Here is a 20,105-nt window from a genome sequence, read left to right as displayed (position 1 = left end):
TGTCCTACCGGCGGCGGCGGTCACGCGCACAGACCGCCGGCGTGGCGGGGAGTCGGTTCGGCGTGCGGATGTCACGCCTCAGGGACGATGACGATCTTGCCGGCGACGGTGCGGGACTCGGCCAGGGACAGCGCCGATGCGGCGTCCGGCAGCGGGTACGTCGCGGCGATCTGCGGAGTGAGGGTGCCGTCGGCCACCAGGCGCAGCACCTGGGTGAGGTCCTCGGTCATCCGCCGCTGCCAGGAGGCCCGGCAACGGCGCTTCCCGGCCCAGAAGTTGTAGAAGTGCGCGCTCTTGCCGTTGGGCAGGGAGTTCCATGCGGCGAGCCGTCCGAACAGCTTCAGTACCGGAAGCTGTGAGTTGCCTTCGTCGTTCTTGGAGGCCGCGGTGCCGTAGGAGACGAGTGTTCCGCCCTTGCGCAGCAGCTGCCATGACTGCTCCACTCCGGCGCCACCGACGTGGTCGAAGACCGCGTCCACGCCGTCCGGTGCGAGCTCGCGGATCCGGCCGTACATGTCCGGGTCGCGGTAGTCGACCGGGGCCGCTCCCAGTTCGCGCACGGTCGTGTGGTGGCGCGCCGACGCGGTGCCGATCACCGTGATCCCGGCGTGGCGGGCCAGCTGTACGAGGGTGGAGCCGACTCCGCCGTTGGCGCCCAGCACCACGATCGTCCCGCCGGGGCGGACCCCGGCGACGCGGTGCAGCATCTGCCAGGCGGTGATGCCGTTGACGGTCACGGTCTCCGCGGCGGCCGCCTCCACCTCGTCCGGTACGGGCATCAGGTCCACGGCGTCGACGAGCAGATGGCTGGCCCACGCGCCGGTCTTGGTGACCGCGGCGAACCGGCGGCCGACGAGCGCGGCGTCCGTCTCCGGGCCGACCGCCGTCACGGTGCCGACCACGTCGTAGCCGGGCACGAAGGGGAACGGCGGCTGGTCGTAGTAGGTACCGCGCCGCATCTGCTGCTCGGCGAACGAGACGCCGGTGGCGTCCATCCGCAGGACGACCTGGCCCTTGGCCGGGTCGTCGAGCGCGCGGGTCCGGAGCTCCAGGCCGTCCGGCTCGACGGCGCCGGGCAGGACGATCTCGGTGACGGAGGTGGTGACGGTGCTGTTCATCGCGTACCCCTTGGAGGTTTCTCCCGTGTGCTTACGGCCGTAAGGCTACGCGCGTTAGTTCTAAGTCGGCAAGTGGCGGTCCCGATGAACTTCGCGGTGTGGGGCGACGGGTGTCGGCGCCGCCTCTTCTCGGGTGGGACACCCATGGGCTCGCAAAGGGAACACCCATAAGCTTCACGCCGTAAGGTGACGGCATGGGAGACGAGACCTCAGCACCACACGTCCGCGTCCGCAACCGTCGTGGGGAGGGTGACAGGCTCCGGGGCGAGATCGTGGCGGCGGCGGTCGCCCTGCTCGACGAGACCGGTGACGAGAGCGCCGTCACCCTGCGATCCGTCGCTCGCCGCGTCGGGATCGCCGCCCCTTCGATCTACCGCCACTTCTCCGACCAGCCCGCCATCATGCTGGCCGTGGTCCGCAACGCCTTCGCCGAACTGGACGAACAGTTGCGCACCGCCGTGGAGGCGGCGGACGCCGAGCCCCGTGAGCGACTCATGGCCGTGTGCCGGGGGTATCTGCGGTTCGCCCAGGCGCATCCCGGGCGCTACCGCACGATGTTCGGAGGGCTCTGGGCGCCGGATCCGAACGAGAGCTCCGTGACCCAGGAGGACCTGGCCGCACTCGGTCTGGCGAGCATGCGGCGACTGACCGAGGCGCTCCGGGACTGCGTCGCAGCCGGCTGCGCGACCAGCACCGACGTGTCCGCCGACGCGGTCGCGCTGTGGCTGGGGCTGCACGGACTCGCCCACCAGCGAGCGGTCGCCCTGTCGTTCCCCTGGCCGCCCGACATCGACGACCGTGTCATCACCGCACTCGCGCACCTCACGGACGGCTGAGGCGACGACCTCGTGCGGCCTCGCCCCGCGCGTTCCCGATCGGCCTCCGAGCACCGGTAGGGACGGACCTGGCCCCCCTGTTCCTCACCCGCATTGCCCTGCCGTACCACCCTGCGGCTAGTTTGGGTGCGGGACAGGTACGCAGGCCCGTGGCGGCAGAGGCGCGCGGGGGACGGGAGGTCGGGAAGAGTGTCGCTGCGCGGAGGTGATCCAGCCGAGATCGGCGGCTATCCGCTCGAGGCGCGGCTCGGCTCGGGTGGCATGGGCACGGTCTTCCTGGCCCGTACGAGCTCGGGGCGGCCCGTCGCGATCAAGCTGATCCACCAGCAGTTCGCGGGGGACGACGAGTTCCGCATCCGTTTCCGGCAGGAGGTGGCGGCGGCGAGGCGGGTGAGCGGCGCGTTCACCGCCGCCGTGGTCGACGCCGCCCCCGAGGCCGAGCAGCCGTGGATGGCGACGACCTACATCGAGGGAGACACGCTCGCCCAACACATCGCCGCGAAGGGCCCGCTGGACGGAGCGGAGCTGAGAAGGCTCGCCATCGGGCTGGCGGAAGCGCTGCGCGACATCCACCGGGTGGGGGTCGTCCACCGCGACCTGAAGCCCTCGAACGTCGTGCTCTCGCCCGAGGGCCCGCGCGTCATCGACTTCGGCATCTCGCGCGCCGTGGACCAGCAGACACTGACGATGACGGGGCGGGTCATCGGTACGCCGCCCTTCATGTCGCCGGAGCAGTTGCAGGCGCCGCGCGGGGTGGGGCCGGGGTCCGACGTCTTCTCGCTGGGGACGCTGCTGGTGTACTCGGCGACGGGCCGCGGGCCCTTCGACGCGGACAGTCCGTACATGACGGCGTATCAGGTCGTGCACGAGGAGCCGTCGCTGGGCGCCGTGCCGGCGGCTCTGCGCGCGGTCGTCGAGTCGTGCCTGGACAAGGAGCCCGAGCGGCGGCCCTCGGCGGACGCGCTCCTCGTGCTGCTCCGGGACCTGCCGGCCGACCTCGGCGGGACCGACGCGGACGGAGGCGGCGCCGGCTGCACCCGCGACGTGATCACCCAGCACCACTTCTCGACGGCCACCCCGGCGCCGACCGCTCCGCCCGCCGCTTCGGCCGCTCCCGGCCCAGAGCAATCCGCGGCCCCCGTCGGCCGCCGCCTGCGTCACCGCTGGCGCCCCGCGCTCGCGACCGCGGTCGCGGTGGCGGCGATCGGCGGAGGAGTCGCCGCGCTCACGGCGGGCGACTTCCAGGCGGACGGCGGCGGCGACAAGGGGCACGGCGTCGCGGCTGCGGGTGCCGCGCTTCCGGAAGGCTTCGAGGCCTGGCGCACGACCGTGCGGGGCGGCGCCGAGGACATCCCCGACGAACTGCGTTGCGTCGCGCGCGGCGACGCGTTGTTCTGCGGGGGCGGCGGCGTCGTCGCGACCCGGATCAGCGCGGCGGACGGCTCGCGGGTGTGGACGGTGAAGAGTCCGGGCGTCCCCGTCCAGGGCATGCACCTGGTGGGTGCCACCGCGGACACGGTCCTCGGTTACCGCTTCGCCGCCCAGGACGACCCGCAGGGCCCTCCCCGCGAGGTGGTGGCCGTCGACGCGGACACCGGCCGGGAGCTGTGGTCGGTACCCTCCGGCGCCCAGTCGCAGGCCGTCACGGGCCGGAGCCAGGACGCCCTCGTGGTCGGCTCCACCGTGGTGACCGTCGACGCGTCCGACTCCGGCTTCGAGGCCCGGGACGCGCACAGCGGTGAGATCACCTGGACGACGCCGTTCCCCGCGGGCAAGCGATGCGCCCCCGTCCCCGTGGGCCCACAGCTCCTCGCGATGTGCGCGACGGACGCGGAGCTGGACGCCTTGGAGGTGCGCCACCCCACCCTGTACTCGGTCGACCGCGCCTCGGGAACACTGGGCAGGCCCATCGCGGTCGACGGTCCCGCCGTGCCCATGGGTGTCGCCGACGGCACGCTCGTGCTCCTCCAGGAGCACAGGGAGGGGGCCGATCTGACCGGTTACGACGGGGTGGCGCGGGTCGACCCGGCCTCGCGGAAGGTCACCTACTCCCGACTGGCCAGGACGTACGGAGGGACCCCCGGCATGGCGGACGGCACCCTGTACGTGAGCGGGCAGACCGGTCTGGTGACGGCGCTCGACCCCGCCACCGGCCGGAAGAAGTGGTCGCGGCAGACGAGCGTGGAGGGGGCGTCGGGTCCCGTCGCGGGTTCCGACGCGCTGTACTTCAGCTCGGCCACCGGCCGGGTGGTCGCGCTGTCGCCGCAGGACGGCACACCCCTGTGGACGACAGACCCGCAGGCCGACGGACTGACGGGTGAGCAGGGCGCGAGCCCGCGCGTGACCGTCGCGGGGCGCGCGGTGATCGTGGCCGCAGCCGAGAACACCCTCTTCGCCTTCGACGCGCAGAAGCCGCCGAAGTCGGGCTGACGCGCGGTCGTCCTACCCCCGGATGGCCCTCAGAGCACCCCTCCTCCCGCTTGATCGTCCTTACGCGGGGTAGCGAGGTGGCATGGCCACTGACAACGCACACACTGCCACGAGCGGATATGTAGAGCCCGAGGTCGACGTCCGGGCACTGACCGAAGTGCTCGACGGCGAGTACGCCGAGATCCGCGACCTCGTCCGGACCAACCTGGTGACGTACGCCTCCGTCCTGGAGGAGGCCGAGGAGCTCGGCGTCGACGCGTATCGCGAGCGGGTGCGTGAGCTGGTGGTCGAGATGGCCGCGACGGGCCAGACCGGCATGGGCTTCCCGGGCAGGTACGGAGGGGGAGGCGACATCGGGGCCTCGATCGCCGCGTTCGAGACGCTCGCCTTCGGTGACCTGTCGGTGCTGGTGAAGGTCGGCGTGCAGTTCGGACTCTTCGGCGGAGCGATCCTCCAGCTCGGCACCGAACGCCACCACGACGCCTATCTGCCGGACCTGATCACCGGGCGGCTGATGGGGTGCTTCGCGATGACCGAGACCGGGCACGGCTCCAACGTCCAGGCGCTCGGCACCCTCGCGCGGTACGACGCCGAAGGCCAGGAATTCGTCATCACCACGCAGGGTGACCAGGCGCGCAAGGACTACATCGGCAACGCGGCCCGCCACGCGGAGCTGGCGGTCGTCTTCGCCCAGCTGGAGGTGGCCGGGAAGTCCGAGGGGGTGCACGCGTTCGTCGTGCCGATCCGGGTCGACGGCGAGGTGGCTCCCGGCGTCCGGATCGAGGACGACGGCCGCAAGATGGGCCTCAACGGTGTGGACAACGGCCGTATCCGGTTCGACGGTGTGCGGGTGCCGCGCGAGGCGCTGCTCAACCGGTTCGCCGACGTCACCGCCGAAGGCGTCTACGAGAGCTCGATCGACAACCCCGACCGGCGCTTCTTCACGATGCTCGGCACGCTGGTCCAGGGCCGGGTCAGCGTCGGCGGGGCCGGTGTCAACGCCGCCAAGGTCGCGCTGGCGATCGCCACGAAGTACGCCGTGCGGCGCCGGCAGTTCGAAGCGGCCTCGGGCGCGGAGGAGCAGCGGCTCCTCGACTACGGCCTCCACCAGCGGCGTCTGCTGCCGCTCGTCGCGCGTACCTACGCGCTGCACTTCGCGCAGGACGTCGTGCGCACGCAACTGCACGAGGTCTTCTCCGGCATCGAGGACGACGCTCAGGCGCGGCGCCGGCTGGAGTCGCGGGCCGCGGGCACCAAGGCACTCGGTACCTGGCACGCCACCCGGGTCGTCCAGGAGTGCCGCGAGGCGTGCGGCGGCGCCGGCTATCTCAGCGTCAACCGGTTCGCCGCGCTGAAGGCCGACAGCGACATCTTCACCACCTTCGAGGGCGACAACCACGTCCTGTTGCAGCTCGTGGCCAAGGGACTGCTCACCCATTACGCGAGTGAGTTCGAGGACCTGGACCAACTCGGCACCGTCCGCTACGTCGCCGGTCTCGCCGTCGAGACGGTCATGGAGAAGACGTCGGCCCACAAGCTGCTCGAACGGGTGCGTGACCTGCTGCCGGGCGGTGACGAGTGGGACCAGGAGGCCGGGCTGCTCGACTCGGAGTACCAGCTCGCCATGCTCCGCTACCGCGAGGAGCACATGCTCGCCGGTGTGGCCCGCCGGCTCAAGCGCGGGGTCGACCAGAAGGGGAATCCGGGCGTCGTCTTCTCCCAGGTGCAGGACCACGTCATCGCGGTCGCGCACGCGCACGTCGAACGGCTGGTGCTGGAGGCCTTCGTCGAGAAGGTGCGTGCGCTGCCCGACAGCGGCAACAAGGTCGCGCTGGGCTTGCTGTGCGACCTGTTCGCCCTGTCGACGATCGAGGCTGACCGGGCGTGGTTCATGGAGCACGGCCGGCTGACCGTCCAGCGTTCCAAGGCGATCAGCCGCGAGGTGAACGACCTCTGCCGTAAGGTCCGGCCCCTCGCGGTCGACCTCGTCGACGCCTGGGGCATCCCGTCCGAGATGCTGCGTGCCCCGGATCTGGTGGGCTGATCCGGCGGCGCGGGCACGCCGTCGGCCGGGGCGGTTCTCGCGTGGGGCAGGCGCGAATCGCCCTCATGGTGTCCCGTCTTCTGACGGTCCGCGGCGAGCGCGTGCTCGGCCTCATGGCGTTCGAAGAGATCCTCGCCGCCCACATCGAGGCCGCGGCCGGCCTTACGCGCGGGTCAGCCCGTGGTGGTCCGCCCAGGTGTTGATCGCCGCGGCCAGTTCCACGGGGCGGTCCTCCGGGGAGTGGTGGCCGGCGAGGCCGTTGCGGGACACCTCCAGGCCCGCGATGTTCTCCTCGCACCAGGCCACGGCCCCCCGGTCGGTCATCGCTCCCGGGCCCGGTTCGAACGCGACGAGCAGCTTGGGGACCTCGGGGCTGGTGGCCAGCCAGGCGTCGAAGTGCTCGATGCGGGCCACGATGTCCGCCGGCTCGCCGTCCAGCGGCATCATGCGCGCCCACTCCAGCACCGGGCGGCGGCTCCTGGGTGTCGGGAAAGCGCGGCGGTAGACCTCCAGGTCCGCGGGGTCGAGGGTGGTGGCGAGCGTGGCCGGAAGGCCCTCGACGAACATCGACTTCTCCAGGACCATCTCCTCGCCCACCCCGGGGGTGCGCAGGAGCTCGAACAACTGCCGCCCGGCCGGGGGGAACTCGTCGCCGTACAGCGGCTTGACGATCGTCTCCGTGAAGGCGAGGCCGCGGACCCTGTCCGGCAGACGGGCGGCGCGGTCGAAGGCGAGTGTGCCGCCCCAGTCGTGGCCGACCAGCACGGCCTCGGTGATCCCGAGCGCGTCGAACCAGGCGTCGAGGTGACGGGCGTGGTCGTCGAAGGAGTAGGCGAGGTCGGGCTTGCCGGAGTCGCCCATACCGACGAGATCGGGGGCCAGCAGGCGGCGGCCGGGCGCGGCCACAGCCGGCAGGACGTTCCGCCAGAGGTGGGAGGAGGTGGGGTTGCCGTGGAGGAAGACGAACGGCAGCCCCTCGGGGTCGCCGGACTCGCGGTGGTGCAGGGTGGTACCGAGGACGGGCAGGGTGGGCACGACGGTGTCACTTCGCTTTCGTCGGAAGGATGCGGAGGGTGCGCGAGACCAGGGGCGACGCGCGCTCAGAGGGCGATGCGGGCGCAGAGGGTGACGCCCACTCGGCGGGTGATGCGCGAGCAGAGGGTTCCGCGGATCAGAGGTTGAGGCTCAGGACGCGGTCGACGACGATCTCGACGACGACCAGGTCCGGTGGAGCGGGCGGGGCCGTGCGGTAGCGGAGGGTGTAGCGGTGGACCGCCTCGGACACGCGGGCCGGGTCGTCGGTGACGGTGGATCGGCCTTCGAGGGTGGCCCACCGGAAGCCGTCCGCCTGGCAGAGTGCGGCACGGGCCGCCTCGCCACCCGTCGCCACGTTGCGGGCCTTCACGGCCCGGGCCCTGGTGGTCACCCGGGCCGTGCCGGTGGCCGGGTCGAAGGTGAAGCGGACGGGGGCGACGTGCGGGGAGCCGTCAGGGCGGAGGGTCGTGAGGGTGGCGGTCCGGGGCAGAGCGAGGAACTCCCGCGTGCCGTCCGTGAGCCCGGCGGGGCACCGGCTCACCTCTTCTTCACCCCCTCGGTCCAGATCAGCTTGGCGATGTTCGGCCGTGCGGCCGTGGTGACGACGCCCATGGCCGTACGGACGTACCGCCGCTCCTCCAGCTCGCGCAGCATGCTCGCGGCCAGGTCGGCGCGGGCGGTGAAGACGCCGTCGGCACTGGTCTCGGCCGTGTGGTAGTCCGTGACGCGGGGATGGTCGAAGAGGCCCGAGGGCCGGACGAGCGTCCAGTCGAGGTCCGTCCGCCGGATCACGGTCTCCATGCGGCGCATGTCCTCGTGGAGGGTGCGGCCGAGACGCCGGTTCACCAGCGGGTCGAGCACATGGTTGAAGAAGTGCGCTCCGGTGGGGCGCCACGCGGGGTCGGCGACGCTGGAACTGACGGCGAGCAGCCGTTCGACGCCGTGGCGCTCCATGGCCCCGGTGATGGCCGTGGCACTCGCCGAGTACGTGGTGACGGCGGCCTTGTCGAAGCGCGCGCCCAGTACGGAGAGCACGGCGTCCGTCCCGCCGATCGCGGCGTCGACGGCCGCCGGGTCGGTGGCGTCGGCGACGGCCACCGTGAGGCCTGTCCGGGCGGGCAGAGCGCCGGGGCGGCGGACGACGGCGACGACCTCGTGGCCGCCGTCGAGTGCCTGGTCCGTCAGCTGGCGCCCGGTGGGTCCGGTGGCGCCGAAGACTGCGATACGCATGGTGTCGGGTCATCCCTTCGTGTGGTGGCCGGAACACCCTTGACTGTGCTGATCAGCGCACGCAGGCTCAACGCCGATGAATAAAGACACTCCCGCCTCCGCCCGCACCCGGGGCCGCCCCCGCGGCAACCCGCCGACCCGCGAGTCGATCGTCTCCGCGGCCCACGCGCTGTTCCTGGAACGTGGCTACCGGGGCACCACCCTGCGTGCGGTGGCCGGCGCGGCCGGGGTCGATCCGGCGCTCATCGCGTACCACTTCGGCTCGAAGAAGGGCCTGTTCGCGGACGTGATGCAGTTCCAGTGCGCCAACGCGCTGGCCGTGGACGCCGTCCTCGGCGGCGACCGGGCCACCCTGCCCGGGCGGCTGGTCGACGCGGTGACCGGCCTCTGGGAGGACGCCGACTTCCTCCGGCTCACGGCCCAGGGCGAGGAGGCCGCCGCGGTCATCCGCGAGTACCTGGAACACGAACTGCTGGCCCGGCTCGTTGAATTTCTCGGCGGGCGGGACGCCACCGCCCGCGCGACGGCCGTGGTGACGGTCCTCGGCGGCCTCATCTACACCCGTTACCTCAACCCGCTTCCCACCCCCGCCGCCCTCACCCCGGCCGAGACCCGCCGCGTCCTCACCCCCGTCCTGCGCGCGGCGCTGAGCCCGCCGCGTGTTGCGACGGCCGACGCCGCGGGCCGACGGGGCGCCGGCCGGCCCTGACCGGCGCAGAGGCCGGCGGCCGGAGGCGTCGTCCCGGGAAGCCATCCGCATGGCGAGACGGCACGGCATCCGGAGGAACAGCCTCCGTATGGTCGTACGTATGTCTGTACCGGCTCCGTCGCTGTGCCTCGCGCTGTTCGCGCACTCGGCATGGTGCGTCGACGACGGACTCTGACGCGTCGAGTCCCGTGCCGGCCGCGTGTCCAGCGCGGCCGGCCAGCAGTGCCGCCGTCCGCCGTGCACCCTTCCGGAGACCTTCCGTGACCACCGCCCCACCCGCAGGGCCGGCCGCGCCGTCGCGCGCGCTGCCCTCCCCGTTCGTCCCTTCCCCCACCTCCGCGCCGCGCCCGCAGGCCCCGCCGCTGCCTCCGGTGCGCAGGACACCGCTCGTCGTGTCGGGGCTGCTCGCCGTGGCCCTGACCGCTTACGTGTGGTCCGCGCACGGAGCCCGACCGGGGGTGCTGCTCCTGCTCGGGCTCGGCCTGGGCGTCGCCCTGTTCCATTCCAGGTTCGGCTTCACCTCCGCCTGGCGGCAGCTCATCGCGGTCGGCAACGGCACCGGACTGCGGGCGCACGCGCTGCTGCTCGGTACGACCGCCACCCTCTTCGCCCTGATCATCGGCACGGGCACGGGGCTGTTCGGCGCGCAGCCGGCCCCGTCCGGCGGGTCGATCGGGGTCGGACTCGCCGTCGGCTCGCTGCTCTTCGCCATCGGGATGCAACTCGGCGGCGCCTGCGCCTCGGGCACTCTCTTCGCCGTCGGTTCGGGGCAGAGCTCGGTGCTGCTGACCCTCGGCGGATTCATCGTGGGCGCCACGTTCGCCGCCTGGCAGTTCGACCTGTGGAAGGACCTTCCCGCCTGGGAGCCGGTCGTCCTGTCCGACCACATCGGCTGGCCCGGTTCCTGGGCCGTGACGATCGCCGTGCTCCTGCTGGTGGTCGCGGTCACCCGGCGCGTCCAGGCCCGCCGCAACCCACCACCGCTCGGACCGGTGCCCTCGGCGCGCGACGCCGCCGTCCGGGCCGTCCGCGGCTCCTGGCCGCTGGCCGTCGGGGCCCTGGTGCTGGCGGTGCTCGGAGCGGGCGTACTGCTCGTGTCCGGCGGCGCCTGGGGCGTCACGAGCGCCTTCTCCCTGTGGGGCTCCGAACTGGTGGGTGCGCTCGGCGGCCACCCGGAGAACTGGACGTGGTGGCAGCAGTCCGGCAACGCGGAGATGCTGGCGGGCCCGGTCCTGGCCGACAGGACCAGCCTCACCGACATCGGCATCATGATCGGGGCGGCGGTGGCTGCGGCGCTCGGCGGCACCTGGGCCCTGCACCGCGGCATCCCCTGGCGCACCGCCGTCGCGTCCGTGCTCGGCGGAGTGCTGATGGGCATCGGCGCCCGGCTGGCCGGCGGCTGCAACATCGGTGCCTACCTGGCGGGCATCGCCTCGGGCAGCCTGAGCGGCTGGCTGTGGGGCGCCGTCGCGCTGGGCGGGACCTGGATCGGGATCAGGCTCCGCCCGCTGTTCGGCCTGGGCAACCCGAAGCCGGGCGACGGCGTCTGCTGAACGCCTCCCGCGGATGGTCGGCGGATCGCCGGCCGTCCGCACGGGACGGGGCGTCCCCGGGACCGGGGCGGGGACCACGCGGCCCCCGCGTGAGCGGCCCGTCGCGGGTCAGAGCTCCGACGCCGCCGGGTCGAGGATGCGGGTGAGGAAGTTACGGGTGCGCTCGTGCCGCGGGGAGCCGACCACCTGCGCCGCCGGGCCCTGTTCGACGACCCGGCCCTCGTCCATGAACACCACCCGGTCCGCGACCTCGCGGGCGAAGCTCATCTCGTGGGTGACGACCATCATCGTCATGCCGTCCGCCGCCAGCGAGCGCATGACCGCCAGTACGTCGCCCACCAGTTCCGGGTCGAGCGCGGAGGTCGGTTCGTCGAAGAGCATCACCCCCGGGTCCATGGCCAGTGCCCTGGCGATGGCCACCCGCTGCTGCTGGCCGCCGGAGAGCTGCGCGGGGTAGGCCCCTGCCTTGTCCTCCAGGGCGACCCGTCGCAGGTTCTCCTGTGCGACGCGGGCGGCGGTCCGCTTGTCCCGGCCCAGCACCCGGCGCTGGGGCAGGACGAGGTTGTCGGCGACGGTGAGGTGGGGGAAGAGGTTGAACTGCTGGAAGACCATGCCGATACGGCGGCGGGCGGCGTCGATGTCGACGTCCGGATCGGTGATGTCGGTGCCGGACACCACGATCCGCCCGCGGGACGGTTCCTCCAGGAGGTTGACGCAGCGCAGCAGGGTGGACTTGCCGGAGCCGGAAGGCCCGATGACGCAGACCACCTCGCCGGACGCCACCTGGAGGTCGATGCCGCGCAGCACCTCGGTGGCGCCGAAGGACTTGTGCAGATCGCGGATCTCGATCTCCGCCGGCTGCGGGGTCGCGTCGTTGTCGTCGGATGCCATGGCTTCCTTCACCTTCACCTGGCTCGGGCGGCGCGGGCTTCGAGGCGTCGGACCACGAAGCTCAACGGAATGGTCACCAGGAGGTAGCAGAGCCCGGCGACGAGGATGGGCGTGGAGTTGGCGGTCTGGCTCGCCAGGTCGCGGCCGAACTTGGTCAGTTCGCGCTCCTGGAGGGTGACGCCGAGGAAGAGGACCAGCGAGGAGTCCTTGAAGAGCAGGACCAGTTCGTTGGTGAGCGGCGGGACGACGACGCGGAGTGCCTGCGGGATGACGACGGAGACCATCGCCCGCGCGTGCGAGAAGCCCAGCGAACGGGCCGCCTCCATCTGGCCCTTGGGCACCGCCTGGATGCCCGCGCGGAAGGTCTCGGCCATGTAGGCGGCGGCGACCAGCCCCAGGCCGAGCGCGACCTTCCCGTAGGTGCCGCCGGGTATCTCCGTGCCGGGGAAGGCGAGCGGGACGGCCACACCGACGAAGATGAAGATCAGCAGCGCGGGCAGACCCCGGAAGATCTCGATGTACACACCGGCCGCCCAGCGGTACGGCGCCACCGACGACAGCCGCATCAGCGCGACGACCAGTCCGAGCACCAGGCCGAAGAGGAACCCGGAGGCGGTGTAGACGACGGTGTTGACCAGGGCGGTGGTGATGATGTCGGGGAACAGCCGGGCGACCAGGTCCGTCTGGGCGAACTGGTTGCCCAGCTGCTTCCAGTCGGCCAGCGCGACCAGGAGGGCGACGACGGCGAAGAACAGCACGTACTGCACGACGCGGGACACGCGGCGCCACTGGCGCCGGGAGAGCCGGGAGGTCACGAGCGGCCCTCGGGAAGCGGCCCGATCCACTGCTCGTAGAGCTTGTCGTACGTGCCGTCGGCGCGGGCGTCGGTGATCGCCTTGTCGATCGCCGCCTTCAGCTCGGTGTTGCCCTTCTTGACCGAGAAGCCGTACTGCTCGCCGGTCTCGATGTTCTCGCCGAGGGCGAAGGCGTCCGCGTTCGCCTTGTCCTTCAGCCAGCCCTGGACCACCGGGTAGTCGATGACGACGGCGTCGACCTGGCCGGTACGCAGGCCGTTGAGCACGGCGTCGGAGCTCTCGAAGGCCACCGGGTCGAAGCCCTGACCCGTGGCGTAGCTCTCGCCGGTGGTCTCGGCCTGGGCGCCGAGCTTGAGCTTCTTCGACTTCACGTCGGCCAGCGCCGTGACGCCGCTCTTCTTCGTGGTCAGCAGCGCCTGGGTGGCGTCGAAGTACGGGACGGAGAAGTCGACGTTCTTCTTCCGCTCGTCGGTGATCGTCATACCGGCGGCCGCGAGGTCGCACTCGCCCGAGTTGAGGAAGGCGCCGGTCTTGAAGTTCTCGAACGGGGTGTCCAGGATCTTCTGCTCGACGTCCAGGTTCTTCGCGACCAGGTCGACCAGAGCCACGTCGAAGCCGACGACCTTGCCGTCCTGCTCGGACTGGAAGGGCGGGTAGGGCAGGTGCGTGCACGTGGTCAGCTTGTCCTTCTCCACCACGTCCACGCCGCCCTTGGCCTGCCCGGGCCCGTCGCCGGACGACGAGCAACCGGTGGTGAGGACCAGTCCGACCACCGCGGCGCAAGCGGTGAGAACTGCGGGGACGCGGACACGCGGCACTGTTACCTCCTGGGACGGGGGCCGGCCGGGAGGTGCCGACCGTACGAGCGCCGATCGTAGGCCAAGGCATCACTGCTTTTCGCCGTACGGACCGGTTACCCGCCCAGCACCGGCATTCGTTCACATGATCGTCATATGACGAGGCCTCAGGCCGCACGGATCCGCGGCAACGGCGGGGAGGGTGGAAGCACTTGGTCCCTCTTTAGGCGGCGACCTTGGCGTCCGGAATCGGTAGCGCGAAAGGAGTCCGCCATGAGTGACCGCACGGTGCGCGTCCTGTCGGTGGGATCGGCGCTGCCGGGGCCCCCGATCGACACCGCCGCCCTGGCCGTACGCTTCGGAACGGACCGGCTCTGGCGGCAGTGGGTCGACACGTTCATCGGGACGAGGACCCGGCACCTGGCCGTCGACCTGGCCACCGGCCGCCCGGGTCAGTCATGGGCGGACCTCGGTGAGATCGCCGCCGCGCGCGCCCTGGCCGGTGCCGGGCTCGGTGCCGGGGACGTCGATCTCGTGGTGCTCGGCACGGCGACCCCCGACACCCTGATGCCCGCCACGGTCAACGTGATCGCCGACCGGCTGAGGATCGACGGCATCCCGACGTTCCAGCTCCAGTCCGGCTGCTCGGGCGCCGTGCAGACCGTCGACGTGGCGTCGCCGCTGCCGGCCACCGGACGCGCGTTCTTCGGGGAGCAGACCATGGGTCGCTTCAGGCCGAGGACGCGGCCGGCGCCGAGGCGGCCGGAAAGGCGCTGTGGGACTACCCGGACGCGCTGATCACCGCTCAGGAGCGCCGCCCCGGCGGGACCGGGGTGGTCGGCACGCTCGCGGGGCGGATCGGTGGCGGGGCGGCCCGGTCAGCCGGCCGCGGGGCGGGTCACGATGCCCTCCAGGACCATCTGGACGAAGCGGGGGCTGCCGTCGCGGTCGGCCAGGGCGTTCTCCCGCACCCAGGCGGCCCCGCTCAGCAGGTCGAACAGCTCGTCGGCGGTGAGGTCCTCGCGTACCCGCCCGGCCTCCTGGGCGGCGCGCAGCAGATGTGCCCCGCTGCTGTGCATGGCGCTGCACGCGGCGTGCGACGGTGTGCCCTCGTCGTACATGCTCCGGGTCAGGATGCCGACCAGGCCCCGGAAGGTGCTGATGTGCCGTACGGCCCGCCGCATCCACTCGTCCAGGGCGGCCAGCGGGTCCTCCGTGCCCGCCAGGGCCTCGGCCCGGCTGATCAGCTCCGCCAGCCCCTCCCTGGTGGTCGCCTCGACCAGGGACGCCCTGGTGGGGAAGTGCCGGTAGAGCGTGCCGATCGCCACCCCCGCCTGTCCGGCGATCTCCTCCAGCGAGGCGTCCGCGCCCTGGGTCTCGAAGGCCTTGCGGGCCGCGGAGAGGATCGCGTCGTAGTTGCGGGCACCGTCGGCCCGCTTGGGCCGCCGGGCGATGTACGGCTGGGCGTCTGACACGGGTACCGCCTCCACTTGACTACCTGAGGTTGCCTCAGGTTAACTGCCTCCACTTAACCTGAGGCCATCTCACCATATAACCCGGGCCGTCGAACGTGGAGGACATCCATGACCACCGACACCGTCTCCGACGGGGTTCCCGCACCCCAGGCGCCGTCCAGGCCCTGGGCCCTCGCCCTGACGGCGATCGTCGGAGCGGAGTTCATGCTCCAGCTCGACGGCACGATCGTGAACGTCGCCCTGCCCACGCTCCAGGACGACCTGGGGGTCTCCGCCACCAGCGGCTCCTGGGTCCCGAACGCCTTCCTGCTCGCCTTCGGGGGGCTGCTGCTGTTCGCCGGACGCCTCGGTGACGTGCTGGGCCACCGGAAGGTCTTCCTCGGCGGGATCGGCCTGGTGGTGATCGCCTCCCTGGTCGCCGGCCTCGCCCCCGACCTGGAGGTCCTGCTGGTAGGCCGCGTGCTCCAGGGAGCCGGGGCCGCCATCGCCGGACCGACCGGACTGGCCCTGCTGGCCGTCGTCTTCGACGGGGAGCGGCGCCGGCGCGCCTTCGGCCTCTACTCCACGGTGACCGGACTCGGCGCGTCCGCGGGCATGGTCCTCGGCGGTGTACTGACCTGGGCGGGGGACTGGCGCTGGAGCCTGCTCGTCAACGTCCCCGTCGGCCTGGTCGTCATCCTCATCGGCCTCCGCGTCCTCGGGCTGAAGGACGACAGCACACAGACCCGCTCGCTCGGCCTGCCCAGCGCCCTGCTGGTCACCCTCGCCGTCACCGCCGGCGTCTACGGACTCGTGCACGCGGCCGAGAAGGGCTGGGGCGACGGCACGACGCTCGGCGCGCTCGCCGCGTCGGTGGTCCTGTGGGCGGTCCTGCTCGTGGTGGACCGGCGCACCGCCGAACCCCTGCTGCCGGGCAAGATCTTCACCGACCGGACGCGCGCCGGAGCCTTCCTCGACCTGCTGCTCCTCGCGGCGGTCCTCACCAGCTTCCTGATCTACCTGGTGCAGTACCTCCAGAACGTGCTCGGCTTCAACGCCCTGGGAAGCGGGCTCGCGATCCTGCCCTTCGGTGTCGCCCTGCTGCTGACCACGCAGGTACTGACCAGGTTCGTCGCCGCCGTCGACCTCAAGATACGGGCGGTCGGCGGTCTCGTCGTCGTCCTGGCCGGGGTCGGCTGGCTGACCCTGCTGGACGGTGACAGCTCCTACGCGAGCGGAGTGCTGCCGCAGATCGTACTGATCGGCATCGGGGTCGGTGTGGCGATCATCCCGTTCAACATGGTCATCCTCACCACGGCGCCGCCGGAGCACGCCGGCGTCACCGCGGGCATCCTGCAGACCGCGCTCACCATCGGCGGATCCGTCGGACTCGCCGTCCTCCTCGTCCCCTTCACCGACGGAGCGGGAGCCGCCGACACCATCTCCCAGGTGTTCGTCTGGGCCTCGCTGATCACCGCGCTGGCCATCCTGACGGCGCTCGTCTTCTTCTTCGGCCCCGGAGCGAGGAAGAAGGAGTCCCCGGCCGCCGCCGAGTGAGACGGCGGGTCTGAGCGGCGCCGGTACCGCCGAACCGATACCCCGGGGTCCCTGCTCAGCCGCCACCGCGCTGCTCGGAGACCCCTTTTTCCGGCCAGGCCCCGCGTGCACCCCGGGTGCCGACCGCGCAACCCTTCACCGTATGACACCCAGGGAACGGGCGGCCGACAGCCAGTCGGGGAACTCGTGCAGCAACTGGTCGTAGAGCTCGTGGTCGGCCGTGCTCCTCGGGGTGCGGCCGGCATGGAAGAAGCCGGCGTTGTCGACGACGCGGTCGGCGGGGACCGCCAGGGTGTCCAGTCGCCGCAGGAACGCGAACTCGTTGCTGTCCGGGTCGCCGAAGCCGACGAACTGCCAGAAGAGCGGCAGCCGCGCCGCCTTGCAGAGGTAGCGTTCGGCGGCGAACCTGCTGGTGGGGCCGCCGTCGGTCTGGAAGACGACCAGCGCGGGAGCGGAACTCCCGGACTCCAGGTAGTGGTCGATGACCTCGTCCATGGCCCAGTGGTAGTTCGTGCGGCCCATGTGGCCGAGGTTCGCGTGCAGCTTGTCCACACGCCTGCGGTGGCCGCCCAGCGTCAGGTCGGTGGACCCGTCCACGTCCGTGGAGAAGAACACCACCGGCACGATTCCGTCGTCGTCCAGATGGGCCGACAGCGACAGGACCTGTTCGGCCAGGTGCTGCATGCTCCCGTCACGGTAGTAGGGGCGCATGGATCCGGACCGGTCCAGCACGAGATACACCGCGGCCCGGACCCCCTCCAGCCCGTGCCGGCGGACCCGGTCGCCCGCGACCTTGTACAGGCTCACCAGGTCGGGCGCGCGCTCCCGCACCTTGGAAAGGCTGATGGCGGAGGCGGGCCGGCTGCTGTTCGTCGTGGTCACGCCTCATGGTCGCGCACGCGTGTTCGTTTCGGGCCCGCTCGGCGTGATCCGCCGGCTGTCCCCGGGGCGACAGGGCCCGACCACCCGGCGCCCTCGAAACACCGGCCGAAACGGCGCGCACCGCCCGCTACGGTGGCACCACCCGGCCGACGGCGTGCCCGACACGACGGGCGCACGGCCGGGGGAAGTCGGGGACTCGGGGACTCGGGGGAGACAGCATGGGCACACGCGCACACCGACCGGCCGGCCGGCATGGCTGACGGGTTCATCCGGTGGTACCGCGAATCGGCGGCCACGTCGGTCTTCGCCGAACAGGCGGAGGTCTTCGAGAAGTACGGCATCATGCTCCGGCACCCGGTCAGGGGCGCGGCCGTCGTACTCGACGTCGAGGGCGACGACGTCCTCGTGCCCGAGGAGGAGCTCGGCCGCCTGCTCGCCCTGCGCATCGCGTCCGTCACGATGAACTGGTGGCTCTCGGCGGACACCGACGTGACCGACCAGTACGTGTACGAGCCACTCGGCTGCGAGATCCAGACGCTCTGGCTGGACGGCCTGTACCCCGACGAGGCGCGGCGTGTGGAGGCCGCGGTCGTCGAGGCCGTGGCGGCCCTGGACGTACCGACGCGCGCGGTGATCGTCGACCGGCGCGGTGTCTCGGACCCGGCCGACTGGGACCCGATCATGTTGTACGGCGCAGAGAAGGTCCCGCCGGTCCCCGACGGCGTGATCGCCCAGGGGCGGATCGCCGAGAAGATCCTGCGGGCCTCGCCCCACCTGGGGAGCCAGGATCTGCCGGGTGGCCTGAGGCGCCTCACCCCCGCGTAGCCGCGGCCGCCCGCCCCACCTACCGCCCGGCGAGGCGAGGCCGGGGAACGCCGGTCGCGGCCACCCGCCCCGGCCGGGCCCGCGGTCCTACGCCTCGCCATCCTCCTCCTGCTCCTCGTCCTGCCGCTGCGCCCGGGTCTTCGCCACCCGGCGCAGCCGGGGATGCGTGGGCGCGGGTGGGACGCCTTCGGAGACGGTCTCGCCGATCATCTTCCGGATCGCGTCGCGCAGCCCGTGCAGCGCCTGGCCGCGGGGCGGCCCCGCGCTCGGGTCCTCGCGGAGTTCACGCACGGTGGCCCAGCACAGCCCGAGCATCACGACGACGAACGGCAGGGCCACGAGGATGGTCGCGGACTGAAGTGAGTCCAGACCGCCCGAGACGAGCAGCGCGGCGGCCACGGCGGCCATCAGGATGCCCCAGGTGACGTTCAGCCAGGCACGAGGGTTGAGGGCACCACGGCTGGTGAGCGACCCCATCACCAGGGAGGCGGAGTCGGCGCTGGTGATGAAGTACATCATGATCAGGATCATGGCGAACCACGACGTGACCGCCGAGAGCGGCAGCGCGTCGAGCATGGCGAACAGCGTCGCCTCGGTGCCCTGGGACTCCTTCTGCGCCATGTCGACCACGCCGGTCTCGTCGAGGCGGATACCCGTGCCCCCGAGGACGCAGAACCAGACGGCGGAGGCGCCGGAGGGGACCAGCAGCACCGTGAGGAGGAACTCACGGATCGTACGGCCCTTGGAGATACGGGCGATGAACGTGCCGACGAAGGGCGCCCAGGAGAGCCACCACGCCCAGTAGAAGATCGTCCACTCCCCGAGCCAACCGCCGTCCGTGAAAGCACCGGTGCGGCTCGCCATCGGAATGAGCTGGTTCAGATAGCCGCCCACGCTCGAAGGCATCACATCGAGGAGATAGACGGTGGGACCCACGACGAAGACGAAGACCATCAGGACGGCGGCCATCACCAGATTCACGGAACTGAGCCATTTCACCCCGCCGTGGAGACCGGTGAAAGCCGAAGCCACGAATGCCGCGCCGAGGGAAACGATGATGATCAGCTGGAGGCCCGTGGTATTGGCGATTCCCGCGGTCAGATGCAGTCCCGTGGCGATCTGGAGTGCCCCCACACCGAGGCTGGTCGCGGTCCCGAACACGGTGGCGAAAACGGCCAGGAGGTCCAGCAGCCGCCCCACCACCCCGTCGGCCAGCCGCTCACCGATCAGCGGCACGAAGACCGCGCTGAGACGGTTCCCCCGCCCCAGGCGGAACGTCGTGTAGGCGAGCGAGAGGCCGACGACTCCGTAGATGGCCCACGGGGTCAGCGTCCAGTGGAAGAAGGAGTACTCCAGGGCCGTACCCGCGGCCTCCGGGGTTCCGGCCCGCACACCCGTGGAGGGCGGCGGCACCAGGTAATGGGTGACCGGTTCGCCCACGCCGTAGAAGATCAGGCCGATGCCCATACCGGCGGCGAACATCATCGACACCCAGGCGAAATCCGTGAACTCCGGTTCCACGCCGTCGTCACGGCCGAGACGGATCCGGCCGAAACGGCTGAAGGCGATGAGCACGCACAGGACGAGGAAGACGTCCGCCGCCACGACGAAGAGCCAGGCGAAGTTCTTCAGCACCCACGGGAGGGCGCTGTCGGAGAAACCCTGGAAGGACGCCCCTCCCAGACTCGCCCACAGCACCACGGCGACGATCCCGGCGATTCCGATCGCGACGACCGGACCGTCCGGCCGTGACGGATGACCGGGATTCTCGGGCGACTCGGGGCCGGGGCCGGGGCCGTCGGGAGGCGAATCGGCGATGTCGGTGGCGCTCATAGCGCCCCACTATGATCCACCCGCCCGACGCCAGGTCAGATCCCACGCCGCAGGCCCGCCGACTCGCACCGAGCCGGAGGGCGCGGCCCCGGTCCG

The 20,105-nt window shown here is 71.7% G+C and carries 18 protein-coding genes; 8 read left to right on the top strand and 10 right to left on the bottom strand.

Translation table 11 applies throughout. From position 1 onward, the window contains the following. Positions 1–71: 71 nt before the first annotated feature. Entirely contained in the window at positions 72–1,118 is a 1,047-nt protein-coding gene (locus SACTE_RS02820) for a medium chain dehydrogenase/reductase family protein (protein ID WP_014044517.1), read from the bottom strand. Positions 1,119–1,312: 194 nt separating this feature from the next. On the opposite strand from SACTE_RS02820, the gene SACTE_RS02815 reads away from it, so the two are divergent. The 3 genes from SACTE_RS02815 (at position 1,313) to SACTE_RS02805 (ending at position 6,428) form a co-directional block, all read left to right on the top strand. Continuing rightward, positions 1,313–1,954 (top strand): TetR/AcrR family transcriptional regulator, encoded by a 642-nt coding sequence (locus tag SACTE_RS02815; RefSeq protein ID WP_014044516.1) that lies wholly within the window; start codon positions 1,313–1,315, stop codon positions 1,952–1,954. 189 nt (positions 1,955–2,143) lie between these two features. Beyond that, positions 2,144–4,384 (top strand): serine/threonine-protein kinase, encoded by a 2,241-nt coding sequence (locus SACTE_RS02810; RefSeq protein ID WP_014044515.1) that lies wholly within the window; start codon positions 2,144–2,146, stop codon positions 4,382–4,384. An 82-nt stretch (positions 4,385–4,466) separates the two neighbouring features. Further along, entirely contained in the window at positions 4,467–6,428 is a 1,962-nt protein-coding gene (locus SACTE_RS02805; RefSeq protein ID WP_014044514.1) for an acyl-CoA dehydrogenase, read from the top strand. A gap of 162 nt (positions 6,429–6,590) precedes the next feature. Here SACTE_RS02805 and SACTE_RS02800 read toward each other — a convergent pair whose 3' ends face one another. From SACTE_RS02800 to SACTE_RS02790, 3 genes are all read right to left on the bottom strand, one after another. Then, a complete protein-coding gene (locus tag SACTE_RS02800) occupies positions 6,591–7,463 on the bottom strand; it encodes a haloalkane dehalogenase (RefSeq protein ID WP_014044513.1) in 873 nt (290 codons plus the stop codon). A 136-nt stretch (positions 7,464–7,599) separates the two neighbouring features. Beyond that, on the bottom strand, positions 7,600–8,004 hold the full coding sequence (locus SACTE_RS02795; RefSeq protein WP_014044512.1) for a TIGR03618 family F420-dependent PPOX class oxidoreductase: 405 nt from the start codon (positions 8,002–8,004) through the stop codon (positions 7,600–7,602). Next, positions 8,001–8,693 (bottom strand): NAD(P)H-binding protein, encoded by a 693-nt coding sequence (locus SACTE_RS02790; protein ID WP_014044511.1) that lies wholly within the window; start codon positions 8,691–8,693, stop codon positions 8,001–8,003. The genes SACTE_RS02795 and SACTE_RS02790 overlap by 4 nt, the downstream gene beginning before the upstream one ends. Before the next feature lie 76 nt (positions 8,694–8,769). Here SACTE_RS02790 and SACTE_RS02785 point away from each other — a divergent pair, with 76 nt between their 5' ends. Both SACTE_RS02785 and SACTE_RS02780 read left to right on the top strand, forming a co-directional pair. Further along, positions 8,770–9,402 carry a TetR/AcrR family transcriptional regulator gene (locus SACTE_RS02785; protein WP_014044510.1) on the top strand — a complete coding sequence of 211 codons (633 nt, stop codon included), beginning with the start codon at positions 8,770–8,772 and terminating at the stop codon, positions 9,400–9,402. A gap of 260 nt (positions 9,403–9,662) precedes the next feature. Further along, positions 9,663–10,955 (top strand): YeeE/YedE family protein, encoded by a 1,293-nt coding sequence (locus SACTE_RS02780; protein ID WP_014044509.1) that lies wholly within the window; start codon positions 9,663–9,665, stop codon positions 10,953–10,955. A 108-nt stretch (positions 10,956–11,063) separates the two neighbouring features. Here SACTE_RS02780 and SACTE_RS02775 read toward each other — a convergent pair whose 3' ends face one another. The 3 genes from SACTE_RS02775 to SACTE_RS02765 are packed head-to-tail and all read right to left on the bottom strand — an operon-like array spanning position 11,064 to position 13,479. Then, positions 11,064–11,846: an amino acid ABC transporter ATP-binding protein gene (locus SACTE_RS02775; protein WP_014044508.1), complete on the bottom strand. Its 783-nt coding sequence runs from the start codon at positions 11,844–11,846 to the stop codon at positions 11,064–11,066. Positions 11,847–11,860: 14 nt separating this feature from the next. Continuing rightward, entirely contained in the window at positions 11,861–12,661 is an 801-nt protein-coding gene (locus SACTE_RS02770) for an amino acid ABC transporter permease (RefSeq protein WP_014044507.1), read from the bottom strand. Beyond that, positions 12,658–13,479, bottom strand: coding sequence for an ABC transporter substrate-binding protein (locus tag SACTE_RS02765; RefSeq protein ID WP_014044506.1), 822 nt, complete (start codon positions 13,477–13,479; stop codon positions 12,658–12,660). Before SACTE_RS02765 ends, SACTE_RS02770 begins: the two co-directional genes overlap by 4 nt. A 252-nt stretch (positions 13,480–13,731) precedes the next feature. Between SACTE_RS02765 and SACTE_RS02760 the strand changes: the two genes are divergently transcribed. Next, positions 13,732–14,256, top strand: coding sequence for a 3-oxoacyl-(acyl-carrier-protein)-like protein (locus tag SACTE_RS02760; protein ID WP_014044505.1), 525 nt, complete (start codon positions 13,732–13,734; stop codon positions 14,254–14,256). A gap of 80 nt (positions 14,257–14,336) precedes the next feature. Here the strand turns inward: SACTE_RS02760 and SACTE_RS02755 are convergent, their stop codons facing one another. After that, on the bottom strand, positions 14,337–14,933 hold the full coding sequence (locus tag SACTE_RS02755) for a TetR/AcrR family transcriptional regulator (protein WP_014044504.1): 597 nt from the start codon (positions 14,931–14,933) through the stop codon (positions 14,337–14,339). Positions 14,934–15,041: 108 nt separating this feature from the next. On the opposite strand from SACTE_RS02755, the gene SACTE_RS02750 reads away from it, so the two are divergent. Continuing rightward, a complete protein-coding gene (locus tag SACTE_RS02750; RefSeq protein ID WP_014044503.1) occupies positions 15,042–16,469 on the top strand; it encodes an MFS transporter in 1,428 nt (475 codons plus the stop codon). A 135-nt stretch (positions 16,470–16,604) separates the two neighbouring features. On the opposite strand, the gene SACTE_RS02745 is transcribed toward SACTE_RS02750, so the two are convergent. Next, complete coding sequence (locus SACTE_RS02745; protein WP_014044502.1) at positions 16,605–17,351, bottom strand: VWA domain-containing protein; 747 nt, start codon at positions 17,349–17,351, stop codon at positions 16,605–16,607. 252 nt (positions 17,352–17,603) lie between these two features. Here SACTE_RS02745 and SACTE_RS02740 point away from each other — a divergent pair, with 252 nt between their 5' ends. Next, complete coding sequence (locus tag SACTE_RS02740) at positions 17,604–18,176, top strand: hypothetical protein (RefSeq protein WP_014044501.1); 573 nt, start codon at positions 17,604–17,606, stop codon at positions 18,174–18,176. 87 nt (positions 18,177–18,263) lie between these two features. On the opposite strand, the gene SACTE_RS02735 is transcribed toward SACTE_RS02740, so the two are convergent. Next, a complete protein-coding gene (locus tag SACTE_RS02735; protein WP_014044500.1) occupies positions 18,264–20,009 on the bottom strand; it encodes a BCCT family transporter in 1,746 nt (581 codons plus the stop codon). Positions 20,010–20,105 lie beyond the last annotated feature (96 nt).

The sequence above is a fragment of the Streptomyces sp. SirexAA-E genome (assembly GCF_000177195.2).
Lineage (GTDB): Bacteria > Actinomycetota > Actinomycetes > Streptomycetales > Streptomycetaceae > Streptomyces > Streptomyces flavovirens.
Note: the sequence above shows the minus strand (reverse complement) of the source record. Positions and strands in the feature narration are given on the sequence as shown.

Excerpts from the sequence above, each read along its gene's own strand:
- SACTE_RS02820 (WP_014044517.1), bottom strand. The coding sequence starts at position 1,118 with ATGAACAGCACCGTCACCACCTCCGTCACCGAGATCGTCCTGCCCGGC.
- SACTE_RS02815 (WP_014044516.1), top strand. The coding sequence starts at position 1,313 with ATGGGAGACGAGACCTCAGCACCACACGTCCGCGTCCGCAACCGTCGT.
- SACTE_RS02805 (WP_014044514.1), top strand. The coding sequence starts at position 4,467 with ATGGCCACTGACAACGCACACACTGCCACGAGCGGATATGTAGAGCCC.
- SACTE_RS02790 (WP_014044511.1), bottom strand. The coding sequence starts at position 8,693 with ATGCGTATCGCAGTCTTCGGCGCCACCGGACCCACCGGGCGCCAGCTG.
- SACTE_RS02785 (WP_014044510.1), top strand. The coding sequence starts at position 8,770 with ATGAATAAAGACACTCCCGCCTCCGCCCGCACCCGGGGCCGCCCCCGC.
- SACTE_RS02775 (WP_014044508.1), bottom strand. The coding sequence starts at position 11,846 with ATGGCATCCGACGACAACGACGCGACCCCGCAGCCGGCGGAGATCGAG.
- SACTE_RS02760 (WP_014044505.1), top strand. The coding sequence starts at position 13,732 with ATGAGTGACCGCACGGTGCGCGTCCTGTCGGTGGGATCGGCGCTGCCG.
- SACTE_RS02750 (WP_014044503.1), top strand. The coding sequence starts at position 15,042 with ATGACCACCGACACCGTCTCCGACGGGGTTCCCGCACCCCAGGCGCCG.
- SACTE_RS02740 (WP_014044501.1), top strand. The coding sequence starts at position 17,604 with ATGGCTGACGGGTTCATCCGGTGGTACCGCGAATCGGCGGCCACGTCG.
- SACTE_RS02735 (WP_014044500.1), bottom strand. The coding sequence starts at position 20,009 with ATGAGCGCCACCGACATCGCCGATTCGCCTCCCGACGGCCCCGGCCCC.